The 11,297-nt window shown below is 68.8% G+C and carries 8 protein-coding genes; 5 read left to right on the forward strand and 3 right to left on the reverse strand.

What is annotated here, in order from left to right; all coding sequences use genetic code 11:
- The first annotated feature begins 6 nt into the window (after positions 1 to 6).
- The 5 genes from RQH62_RS10665 to RQH62_RS10685 are packed head-to-tail and all read left to right on the forward strand — an operon-like array spanning position 7 to position 6,073.
- Complete coding sequence (locus RQH62_RS10665; RefSeq protein ID WP_311268731.1) at positions 7 to 918, forward strand: hypothetical protein; 912 nt, start codon at positions 7 to 9, stop codon at positions 916 to 918.
- 25 nt (positions 919 to 943) lie between these two features.
- Entirely contained in the window at positions 944 to 2,488 is a 1,545-nt protein-coding gene (locus RQH62_RS10670) for a C1 family peptidase (RefSeq protein WP_311268732.1), read from the forward strand.
- Positions 2,489 to 2,496: 8 nt separating this feature from the next.
- A complete protein-coding gene (locus RQH62_RS10675; protein WP_311268733.1) occupies positions 2,497 to 4,635 on the forward strand; it encodes a RyR domain-containing protein in 2,139 nt (712 codons plus the stop codon).
- Positions 4,623 to 5,390 carry an ABC transporter permease gene (locus tag RQH62_RS10680; protein ID WP_311268734.1) on the forward strand — a complete coding sequence of 256 codons (768 nt, stop codon included), beginning with the start codon at positions 4,623 to 4,625 and terminating at the stop codon, positions 5,388 to 5,390. The genes RQH62_RS10675 and RQH62_RS10680 overlap by 13 nt, the downstream gene beginning before the upstream one ends.
- Entirely contained in the window at positions 5,372 to 6,073 is a 702-nt protein-coding gene (locus tag RQH62_RS10685; protein ID WP_311268735.1) for an ATP-binding cassette domain-containing protein, read from the forward strand. The genes RQH62_RS10680 and RQH62_RS10685 overlap by 19 nt, the downstream gene beginning before the upstream one ends.
- Here the strand turns inward: RQH62_RS10685 and RQH62_RS10690 are convergent.
- From RQH62_RS10690 to RQH62_RS10700, 3 genes are all read right to left on the reverse strand, one after another.
- Positions 6,031 to 6,621, reverse strand: a complete 591-nt coding sequence (locus RQH62_RS10690; protein WP_311268736.1) for an ABC-type transport auxiliary lipoprotein family protein — start codon at positions 6,619 to 6,621, stop codon at positions 6,031 to 6,033. The two genes, RQH62_RS10685 and RQH62_RS10690, sit on opposite strands and share 43 nt — an antisense overlap.
- A complete protein-coding gene (locus tag RQH62_RS10695; RefSeq protein ID WP_311268737.1) occupies positions 6,618 to 7,613 on the reverse strand; it encodes an MlaD family protein in 996 nt (331 codons plus the stop codon). Before RQH62_RS10695 ends, RQH62_RS10690 begins: the two co-directional genes overlap by 4 nt.
- Before the next feature lie 69 nt (positions 7,614 to 7,682).
- The gene (locus RQH62_RS10700) at positions 7,683 to 11,249 is read right to left on the reverse strand and encodes a hydantoinase B/oxoprolinase family protein (RefSeq protein WP_311268738.1); all 3,567 of its coding nucleotides are present in this window, start codon (positions 11,247 to 11,249) and stop codon (positions 7,683 to 7,685) included.
- Positions 11,250 to 11,297 lie beyond the last annotated feature (48 nt).

Genomic DNA, 11,297 nt, shown 5'->3' on the forward strand with positions numbered 1-11,297 from the left:
ATATCCATGAACAAGTTTATGATCGCGGCCGCGGTGGCGGTCCTGGTGCCGGGCACGGCCTTCGCTTCGCCTTATTATGCGAGCATCGGCAGCCCGAACAGCCTGCAACATACAGCGGTCACGACCGCGCTCAATCTGAACGACCTCGACTATGACGAAAATCTGGACACGCCCGGTTTCGACATGGAGGGCGATGCCGACACGATCGGCGGTGCCTTTACTTATTGGGGCGGCGCCGGCGCCGAAGGCCAGCGCTACGAACTGCGCTACCAGAAGGCCTTCCGTCCGTTCGAGGGCAGCCGCGCCCGCGTGCTGGTCGATCCGATCCTGAACGTCCTGCATGTGAACAAGGGCGACACGGCGGTGCTGGGTACCCTGTCGGCCGGTGTCGAACTGCCGGTCCAGCCCAACTGGCTGATCACCCCGCGCGTTGCATTTGGCGTGTCGAACAATGACGGCTATTTCGGTGCCAGCAGCGAAGTGCTGACCCTGTCCGCCACCAGCCGCTACAAGATCGCACAGGTCGGCCGTGGCGACCTGACCATCGGCAACATGGTCGGCTGGTCCACCACCACCGATACCGGCATCGGCAAGAAGCCCTTCTTCTATTTCAAGGAAGATGTCTGGTCGTTCCGCAACGGCGTCGCCTACCAACTGCCGTTCAAGGGGCGGATGTTCGGCGGGCGGCAGGGGTCGCTGCGCGCCAGCTACACCTGGACCAAACTGGCCGGCGATCCGCAAGCCTATGAAAATGTGCATGAAGCCGCGCTGAGCGTCGGCATCCGCACCCGCGAGGTGGAGCAGAAGAGCCGCGCCGAGCAGCTGCGCATCGGCCTCATCTACACGCGCGGCGTCAGCAGCTTCTCGCATGATTTCGATTTCGACGCGGTGACGCTGACCATCGGTTATCGCTTCTAAAAACATATCGGGGGAGGAACGGGTGATGACACGCCGTCTCGTGAGTTGGGGAGCGCCGGCCTTGCTGGCGCTTTCGGGTGCGGGGCTTTCGGCGCAGCAGGCCGACGACAGTCCGTTCATGACCGGCGCCGAGCCCGTTTCCCCCGAAGATTATGCCAAACTGCCCAAACAGGGGCGGTTCCGCGCCTATCTGCCCAAGCAGGTCGACCTGTCCAACGCCTATCCGCCGCCCGGATCGCAAGGGCCGCAGCCCAATTGCGTCGCCTGGGCGACCACCTATGCCGCGCGCACCTTCCTCAATTTCCGCGACAAGAATGTGCAACCGGACGAGCCGGCCGAGCAGATGAGCCCGGCCTATGTCTATAACCGGCTGCGCCCGGCGGGGTCACCCTGCACCGGGTCCATCACCATCGTCCAGGCGCTGACCCTGTTGAAGAATGAAGGGGCGGTCAGCCTGGCCGACTTCCCCGACGACATGACCAAATGCGCCATCCCCGCACCCGATGCACTGAAGACGAAGGCGGGCGATTTCCGCCTGCTCGACTGGCGTGCGGTCGATCGCGAGGTGAAGGACGACTGGCGCACGCCGATCGTGCTGGACGATGTGAAAGGCGCGCTGGCACGGGGCGCACCGGTGATCTTCGCCATGCCCGCCGCGGCCGATTTCAAAGCGTTTAGGGGTGATGGCATCTATGCCCGCGCCGACAGGCCGGACAAGGCCGGCTATCATGCCATGGCGATCGTCGGCTATGACGAGGACCGGCAGGCGTTGCGCATCATGAACAGCTGGGGACCGGGCTGGGGCGACAAGGGCTATGCCTGGATCGGCTATGACACGTTCAAGCGACTGACCGGCGAGGCCTATTCGCTGGAAGCGCCGGTCGTGCCGGCCGCGCCCGGCACGCCGCCCCCGTCGCCGCGCAGCGACGCGCAGGTCTTCGCCGAACAGATGGCGGCCATGCCGTGCGGCGCAGTGTCGGTGCAAGGCGGCAGCGTGACCGGCTTTTCCGGCGACATGAATGCGATCGCCGCGCTGCGCGAGGCATCGACCAAGGCCGATCCTAGCCGCAGCTTCGCGGTACGCCATTTGCCCTGGCCACAATGCGAGGCGGCGCTGACGCTGGCCGCGCCGCTGGGACGCGAAGGCACCGCGATCAGCGTGCTGACGCAGGATGGCAAGGAGCGGGACGGCGATCCGGTGACGATGCGCGAGAATGACATTTTCGGCGTCAGTGCGACGACCAGCGCGGCGCGGCCTTATCTCAGCATCATCTATCTTCAGGCAGACGGCAGCGCGGTGGAACTGCATCGCGGCCATCCCGAGCCGGATCGCAAGGGCGTGCGCCGCGTCACCATCGGCCTGTCCCAGACGGCGCAGCGCTATCAGGTCGCGCCGCCCTTCGGCCCGGAAATGATCGTCGCGCTGGCGTCGGCCAAGCCGCTGTTCGGCGATGACGAGGTGGTGAACGGCACGGAACGGCAGTTCCTGACCCGGCTGCGTGCCCGGCTGGCCGCGCAACGGGGCGAGGGCGTATCGGCCGCCTTCGTCCGGCTCCAGACCAGCAACTGACCCCGGCGATGGGCGGCCGGGGCCATAAGGGACGACAGGCTCGCGGGACAGGGCTACGCCTGCCGCCGGTGGCCCCGGTCGTGCGCTTCGGCGCGATGGCGATCGCCTTCCTGCTCGGCACCTGGGGCTTTGCCCAGGCCTATGCCGAGGCGCGGCTGCCCACGACCGTGATGCAGGACGGGCTGCGCGCGCTGCGCCTGATCGTCGGCAGCTTTCCGCAGGTGCTGGAGGGACGCGACCTGCCGGTGGTGCTGAACATCGCGCGCTGGGCGCTGCCACTGCTGACTTTCTGGTCGGCCGCAGCGTTGGCCTGGGAACAGTTGCGCAATCCGCTACGGCTGGCGCTGATCCGGGCGCGGGGCGAGCATCTGGTGATCGCCGGCGACGAGAGCGGCGGACTGGCGGCGCAGGCGGCGCAGGGCGCGCTGACGGACGGACGGCGCGTGCTGCTGTGGCCGCAGGACCGGCGGAGCCTGTGGATCAGCGACGCGCTGGAGGCCGGCGCGGCGGAGGTTCAGCAAGACGTGGCGGAGGAGAGCGCCGCCGCGCTGGCGCTGGACAAGGCGCGGGCGGCGCTGCTGCTGTCGAACGAGGCGCGCGGTAATATTGCGCTGGCCTCCGCCCTGCTGGCGCAGGCCGCCGCCGTGCGGCCGGCGGGCGACCCGATCGACATCATCCTGCGCGTCGATGACCTGGACCTGCGGCGCAGCGTCGAGCAGCGATTCGACCATGGCGACCGGCGCACCGCGCGGGTGCGGCTGGCGGCGCTGCCCGACATTGCCGCGCGGCATCTGGCGCTGGCCCGGCCGATCGACGCCTTCACCCGCGACGGACAAGCGAACCGAGGCGTGCTGGTGATCGGCTTCACCCCGCTGATCGAGCGCTATGTGCTGCGAACGCTGGCAGGCGGTCATTATCGCGACGGCGGCAAGCCGGGCTTTACGATCCATATGGCCGATGCCGCGCAGGGTGAGGCGGCCTTTCGCGCGCGCAATCCCGGCGCGGACCGCCTGTCGCCGCTGCGCTTTGTGGAGGCGCGGCCCGATCCGGCGGGGATGGCGGGCCTGATCGACGTCCATGTCGCGCAGCATGGCGAACCGGTCGCGATCCTGATCGACCTGCATCACGACGACCGCACGCTGGCGGTGGCGCTGGCGGTCGATGCCCGCTATCGCGCCGCCGCCCTGCCCGCACCACCGATCCATGTGCGGATGGCAGGCGACCATGACCATCGCATCGGGGCGGGCATATTCCCGTTCGGGAGCCTGGTCGACCTGGCCGATCCCGACATGCTGTTGCAGGACCGGCATGATGCGCTGGCGCGGTCGATCCATGATTTCTACCTGGAAGGGCGCTTTGCCGAGGGCGAGCGGATCGGCGCGCGGGCGTCGATGCAGGAGTGGGAGGATCTGCCCGAAAGCTTTCGCGACGATAACCGGCTGGTCGCAGACTGTTATCAGTTGAAGTTGCGCGATATCGGTGCGCGGCTGGTCGAGGGCAGCGGGCCGTCGCTCAGCCTGACGGCGGACGAACTGGAGCAATTGTCGCGGGCCGAACATGACCGCTGGATGGCGGCGAAGCTGGTGCAGGGCTGGACCTATGCCCCGGTGCGCGACGATGCCCGGAAATTGCATCCCGATATCGTGCCTTATGATGACCTCAGCGAGGCGATCAAGGATCTGGATCGGGAGCAGGTGCGGATCATGGCGCGGTTGCTGAGCGCGTCCGGTCAGCGGGCCTTGCGCACGCTGACCGTGGCGCTGCGGCCGGGTGATGCCGGCGGCGTGCCCGATCCCGCCGCGCTGATCGCCGCGCTCGGCGTCCATTATCCCGACCGGGCACCAGTCTTTGCCGGCGACCTGTCTGATGACTGGTCGCGCGCGCTGATGATCGCGTTGCAGGATCGGGGGCAGTTGGTGCAACTGATCCTATCCGCCCATGTGCAGGCGATCTTCGATCCCCTGCCCGGCCGCGAAGCGACACAGGCGGCGACACTGCTGCGCGGAGCCGACAGCATCCATGCCGGCGCGATGGCGGGGCATATGGCGCGCGCGGACCTGCTGCTCGTCCCGGCGGCAGTCGACGATGGGCGCGCCATCCTGATCGAAGCGGACGGCGCGATCGGTCTGGCGCCATGGTCGCGCTGAACGGCTGGGCCAAGCTGCTGGCCGCGATCGGTGCGGGGGCCTGGCTGACAGCGCAGGCGGGCATGGGCATGGGCCGGCGCATCATCGCCGGCGATGCGCTGGCGCGACAGCAACTGGCGGACGGGCTGCCGCTGCATGTCTGGCGGCCGCTGCGCACCCTGCTGCCGCTCGCCGCGCTGGCGGGAGTCATCGCGGGCATTGGCGCGGCACGGCTGCTGGCGCTCTATAATGCGCAGATTCCGGTGCTGAGCGCGCTGGCGGATATCCTTCTGCGCGACATCGTGCCGCTGCTGGTCGGCTTGTTCGCTTGCGGCAGCGTGACGGTGGCGCTGTCGTCGCGGCTGGGCGCGATGGCGCTCAACCGGGAGATCGACGCGCTGGAGGCGCTGGGACGCGATCCGGTCGCCCATGCGCTGGGACCGGCGCTGGTCGCGGTGCTGCTGTCCGCGCCGATCCACATGGTGCTGGGCGGGATCGCCGCGATCCTCGGCTGCGCGCTGCCGCTGGCGATGATCGCCAATGTCGGCTGGGCGCTGTGGAGCGGTTTCGCTTTCTCCCATGATGCGGCGCAGGCGATGCTGACCGGCATGGCCAAGCTGCTGCTCTATGCCCTGATCGCCTTTGGCGTGGGCAGCGCGGTGGGGGCAAGGCCGGTGCGGTCGCCCGCCGATATCGGTCGGCGCGCGACCACCGCCTTCACCGCCGGATTGCTGGGGATATTCAGCGCGGCGGCGCTGTGGACGGCGTTGCTGTGAATACGCTGCTGGCGTTCGAAGCGGTGAGCCTGATCCTGGGGGAAACGCGGCTGCTCGACCGGGTGGATTTGACCATCGGGTCGAGCGAGCGGGTCGCTATCCTGGCGGACAGCGGGACGGGGAAAAGCTGGTTGCTGAAGCTGGCGATCGGGCTGGCGTCGCCCGGCAGCGGCACGGTGCGACTGATGGGGGTAGCGCTGGACGAGGCCGGGCCGGCGGCGCGGCGGTTGTTACGGGCGCGCTGCGGCGTGGCGATGCAGGGCGGGTCGCTGCTGGGCGACCTGAGCGTCGAGGAGAATATGCGGCTGGCGATCGGGACGGGCGGCGGGACGACGGCACGGCGGATCGACCGGCTGCTGCTGGAGTTCGGGCTGGAGCAGGTGGCGGCGACGCGGACCGATGCGCTGTCGGTGGGGGAGCGGCGGCGGGCGGAACTGGCCCGTGCCTTCGTGCGCGATCCCGAACTGCTGATATTGGACGAACCGTTCGAGGGCGCCTTCGCGCGCGGCGACAGGCTGGAGGCGCAGGTGCGGCGGCGGATCGTGCCGCAAGGCCGCGCGCTATTGCTGCTGACGCAGGATGCGGCACTGGCCGGGCGGCTGTGTGAGCGGGTCTATCGGCTGGACCGAGGCCGGCTGGTTCAGCAGGACGCGGCGGTGACGGTGCCGGCCGCGACATCCTGAACGAAGGCAACGACCGCCTGTTCGATCGCACCCTGGAAGGCGGCGGCGCGGGCGGTACCGGCAGCAGCAGCGATCGGCCGGGTCGCGCAGTAGCGGCCGGCCCAGATCGCCTTGCCTTGTGCGACCTGCGTGACGTCGAAGGCGATGACGGCCTGTGCGCCGGTGGGGGCGCTCACTTCCTCGAACCGGTCGAGCGTCGCCACGACGCGGCGTTCGGCGGCCAGTGGCAGCGACGGGCCGGTCACACTGGCGAAGCGGGTACGCAGGCCCGCGACCAGCGCACGGGCGAGGCTGTCGGCCGGCGGCTCTTCCCAGAAATAGGTGGCGGCCTGCCGGATTTCTCCGGGCGCGGCAGCATCGACATAGGCATAGCGCAACCCGCCCGACAGGCCGCGCGCCTGCACCGGAGCGACGGTGAAGCTGGGGCTGGCGATGGGCTGGCCGGGGGCGAAGACCGGGGAAAGGCGCAGGATGACGGGCGTGTCGCCAGCCTTGAGCGCGGCACAAGCGGACAGGGCGGCCAGGAGCATGAGGGCAATGGGCTTCATTTCTGGCCTCCCGGCGGGGGCGGATCGGCGTAGCGCTGGCCCCGGATCGCGAAAGTGGGATCGCCGGCCAGCCGCTCGCTGAGCGTACCGAGGCTGTTGCTGGTGCGCTCCAGATTGGCGCTGGTCGCCACCAGCGAGGCGGACGCCCCCTCCAATATGGTGCGCACTTCGCCGGCGCTGCTCTTTCCTTCGGCCAGCAGGCCGGCGATGCTGGCCTGATTCTGCGCCACCAGCGCGCGGGTTTCGCGCAGGATGCCGTTGAGCGCCGCGACGTCGATTTCCGACGCGCGGCCACTCGCCTGCCGGACATGGGAGAGGGTGACGGCAATGTCGCCACGGCCGGGCGTGAAGCTGCGGTCGAGCTGCGTGCTGAGGCTGTTGAGCGCGGCGAGCGTCTGGGTCGCATTGCGGGCGACCTGTGCCATGTCGACCGCGCTGCCGGTGCCGTCGCCCTGCAACAGGCCGGAGAGTCTCTGGGCCATGGCGTTGGCGGTGCGGGCGACATTGGCCGCTTCGCCGATGGCGAGCGCGGCGGTTTCGAACAGGTCGGCCGGGCGGCGGCAGCCGGTCAGCATCGCTCCGTCGCGCCCGGCCGGCACCGGATCGCAGCCATAAGCGCGGCGGGCGGCGGGGCATTGCGCGGCGGCGGTCTCCAGCGCCACCAGTTCGATGCGCGGCGCGGTGAGCGGATTGGCGGAAGCGACGGTGGCGAAGGAACAGGCGGACGGCTGCCAGTTACGGTCGATACCCATTTCGACGGCGAAGGTGCGGTTCCGGCGGTTGAGATCAACGGAGCGGACGGCGCCGACCGGGGCGCCCCGGAAATAGACCTGCACACCCGGCGACACGCCCTCCACATCGTCCAGCGTGGTGGCGATTGCCCGCTGGCGAAAAAAGGGATCGGGCACGAGCGCAAGGATGGCGACGACCGCCACAGCCAGCAGCGCGGCCCCCACACCCCATCTGATCTGCGTCGCTGAGTCCGGCGTCATGCCCCACTCCCCCGACAACAGAACAGACCTCTAAGGGGCGCTTGTCAAGCGGTCAGACCCGGATCGGGATCAAGCGCCAAAGCCGCCGCCGCCGGGCGTTTCGATGACGAAGGCGTCACCCGCGGAAAGGTGCACCGTGGCGGTGGGGCCGAGCGGTTCGATGCTGCCATCGGCGCGCTCCACGCTGTTGCGGCCAAGCGCGCCGGGCGCGCCGCCATCAAGGCCGAAGGGCGGTACGATGCGGCGGTTGGAGAGGATGCCGGCGGTCATATCCTCCAGGAAGCGGATGCGGCGCAGCGCGCCGTCGCCGCCACGGTGCCGCCCCTGCCCGCCCGATCCGGCCCGGACGGAAAATTCCTCCAGCAGCACCGGGAAGCGGGTTTCGAGGATTTCGGGATCGGTCAGGCGACTGTTGGTCATATGCGTCTGCACCACCGACGCGCCGTCGAAATCCGGGCCGGCGCCGGCCCCGCCGGCGATCGTCTCATAATATTGGTGGCGGTCGTTACCGAAGGTGAAATTGTTCATCGTCCCCTGCGCGCCGGCCATGACGCCCAGCGCGCCGAACAGGGCGTCGGTCACGACCTGGCTGGTTTCAACATTGCCCGCGACCACGGCGGCGGGGAAGCGCGGGCGCAGCATCGAGCCTTCGGGGACAAGGATCGTGATGGGTTTGAGGCAACCGTCATTCATCGGCACGGCTTCGTCGATCAGGGTACGCACGACATAAAGGACGGCGGCGCGCACGACCGAGACGGGGGCATTGAAATTATTGGGCAATTGATCCGCTGTGCCGCTGAAGTCGATAGTCGCGGCACGGGCGGCGCGATCGACATGGACAGCGAGTTGGACAGCCGATCCGCTATCCATCGCATAGCGGAAATGCCCGTCGGTCAGGCGATCGATCAGGCGACGGACGGCGGCTTCGGCCTGATCCTGCACATGGCCCATATAGGCCGATATCGTTTCGTAACCGTAACTATTGCTGATGCGGCGCAGTTCGCTCGCCCCCTTGGCACAGGCGGCGATCTGGGCGGAGAGGTCGGCGATATTCTGGTCGATATTTCGGGCGGGCCATGGGCCGGAGCCGAGCAGGTCGCGGATGGCGGCTTCGCGAAACGCGCCCTGATCGACCAGCAGCAGATTGTCGAGGACGATGCCTTCCTCCTCGACGCTGGTGCTGCCGGGCGGCATGGAGCCGGGGGTGATGCCACCGATATCGGCATGATGGCCCCGCGCCGCGACGTAGAAAGCGGGCGCTGCGGTGTCGCCGACGAAGACCGGCATCACCACCGTGACGTCAGGCAGATGGGTGCCGCCATCATAGGGGGCGTTGAGCGCATAGACGTCGCCCGGCAGCATGCCGCGCCCATCGATCGGCTGTCCGTCCGCGCCTATATCGCGACGACGCATGATGGTGCGGATGCTGTCGCCCATGCTGCCCAGATGCACGGGCATGTGCGGCGCATTGGCGACCAGATTGCCCGCCGCGTCGAACAGCGCGCAGGAGAAATCGAGCCGCTCGCGGATATTGACCGAGGAGGCGCTATGCTGGAGCGCGGCGCCCATTTCCTCCGCGATCGCCATGAACAGACCGCCCATCACCTCCAGCCGGACCGGATCGACGGTAGTGGCATCAGCGCTTTCAGGTCGGGCGCGGGGGATGTGGCGGGTGAGGATGAGATTGCCATGCCCGTCGAGCTGCGCGCGCCAGCCGGGTTCGACCGCCGTGGTGGAGACGGGGTCGATGATGAGCGCGGGGCCATCCACGATGCTATCGGCAGAGAGGGTGCCGCGGTCGTGGACGGGGGCAGTCGTACCGGCATAATCGACATGGGCGATGGGCGCGGCGCCCTGCGCGGCGATAGCCACGATGCCGTCCATCGCCTCCTGCGTGGACGCGATCGCTTCGACGCGGGCCATGTCGATCAGGATCGCCCCCTTGCCGGCAAAGCCGAAGCGGGCCTGATGCTGGGCGAGAAAGTCGGCCTGCATCGTTTCCGTGTCGGACAGAGGCACATCGAACAGGCTATCGGTGCCGTCATAGCGCAGGCGCAACAGCGTTTCGATTCGGTCGGCCTGCGGCAGGTCGGCGCGGGCGTCGGCGGCAAGGCTGGCGAGGGCGGCGTCGAGCGCTGCGTCACCCAGCGGCAGGGCGAGCGTGCGTTCGCGCACGGCGCGGCGATCGGCCAGCCCCATGCCATAAGCGGACAGCACGCCGCCCAGCGGATGAATCATCACCCGGTCCATGCCAAGCGCGTCCGCGACCAGACAGGCATGTTGTCCCCCTGCCCCGCCGAAGCTGGCCAGCGTGTAGCGCGCCACATCATGCCCGCGCGCGACGGAGATGCGCTTGATCGCATTGGCCATGCTGGCGACGGCGACGGCGATAAAGCCCTGTGCCGCTTCGCGCGGGGTCATGGTGCGGCCGGTGTCCGCCTCCACCTGCGCGCAGAGGGTGGCGAAGCGGGCCTCCACCGCTTGCGCGTCGAGCGGCTGGTCGCCATTCGGGCCGAACAGGCTGGGGAAATGGGTGGGCTGGATCTTGCCCAGCATGACGTTGCAGTCGGTGATGGTGAGCGGGCCGCCGCGCCGGTAGCAGGCGGGTCCGGGCACCGCACCGGCGCTTTCCGGGCCGACGCGGAACCGGCCGTCCACGAAGGAACAGATGGAGCCGCCGCCCGCCGCGATGGTGTGGATGCGCATCATCGGCGCGCGCAGGCGGACGCCGGCCACGCGGGCTTCATTGTCGCGCTCGTAAGCACCGGCATAATGGGACACGTCGGTGGAGGTGCCGCCCATGTCGAAGCCGATGACTTCGCCGAATCCCGCCTGCTCCGCCGTGCGGGCGAGGCCGACGATGCCGCCGGCCGGGCCGGACAGCACCGCGTCCTTGCCGCGAAACAGCGCGCCGTCGGTCAGGCCGCCGCTCGACTGCATGAACAGCATGTCGGCCTCTTCGCCCAGCGCGGTGCGCAGGCCGTCGACATAGGTCCGCAGGACAGGCGAGAGATAGGCGTCGGCCAGGGTCGTATCGCCGCGCCCGATCAGTTTGATGAGCGGGGCGACATCATGGCTGGCGCTGATCTGGGTGAAGCCGATATCGGCGGCGATGCGCACTAGCGCCTGTTCATGGGCGGGGTGGAGATAGCTGTGCATCAGCACGATCGCGACGGCGCGCAGGCCCTTATCATAGGCGGATTGCAGCGCGGCGCGGGCAGCAGTTTCGTCCAGCGCGGTGCGGACGCTGCCATCGGCCATCAGCCGCTCGTCGATTTCGATGACATCGGCATGGAGCGGATCTGGCAGGATGATCTGCCGCGCGAACAGGTCCGGCCGCTCCTGCGTGCCGATGCGGATGGCGTCGCGATAGCCACGCGTGATCGCCAGCAGCACCGGTTCGCCCTTGCGCTCCAGCAGGGCGTTGGTGGCGATGGTGGTGCCGATGCGCAGGATGCAGGGCGGAATCGGTCCGTCACCCGCGCCGGTCAGGCGGCGCACCGCCTCCACCGCCGCGTCGGCATAGCGTTCCGGATCGCTCGACAGCAATTTGGCGGTGTGCAGTTGCCCGTCGGGCGCGCGCGCCACCACATCGGTAAAGGTGCCGCCGCGGTCGATCCAGAATTGCCATGTCATGACGCGGGTGATGGCGGGGCGGGGTGGCGATGGCAAGGGCTGGGGGGA

This window comes from Sphingobium sp. WCS2017Hpa-17, from assembly GCF_031843765.1.
Taxonomy (GTDB): domain Bacteria; phylum Pseudomonadota; class Alphaproteobacteria; order Sphingomonadales; family Sphingomonadaceae; genus Sphingobium.

Excerpts from the sequence above, each read along its gene's own strand:
- RQH62_RS10670 (WP_311268732.1), top strand. The coding sequence starts at position 944 with ATGACACGCCGTCTCGTGAGTTGGGGAGCGCCGGCCTTGCTGGCGCTT.
- RQH62_RS10700 (WP_311268738.1), bottom strand. The coding sequence starts at position 11,249 with ATGACATGGCAATTCTGGATCGACCGCGGCGGCACCTTTACCGATGTG.
- RQH62_RS10665 (WP_311268731.1), top strand. The coding sequence starts at position 7 with ATGAACAAGTTTATGATCGCGGCCGCGGTGGCGGTCCTGGTGCCGGGC.
- RQH62_RS10680 (WP_311268734.1), top strand. The coding sequence starts at position 4,623 with ATGGTCGCGCTGAACGGCTGGGCCAAGCTGCTGGCCGCGATCGGTGCG.
- RQH62_RS10690 (WP_311268736.1), bottom strand. The coding sequence starts at position 6,621 with ATGAAGCCCATTGCCCTCATGCTCCTGGCCGCCCTGTCCGCTTGTGCC.
- RQH62_RS10695 (WP_311268737.1), bottom strand. The coding sequence starts at position 7,613 with ATGACGCCGGACTCAGCGACGCAGATCAGATGGGGTGTGGGGGCCGCG.
- RQH62_RS10675 (WP_311268733.1), top strand. The coding sequence starts at position 2,497 with ATGGGCGGCCGGGGCCATAAGGGACGACAGGCTCGCGGGACAGGGCTA.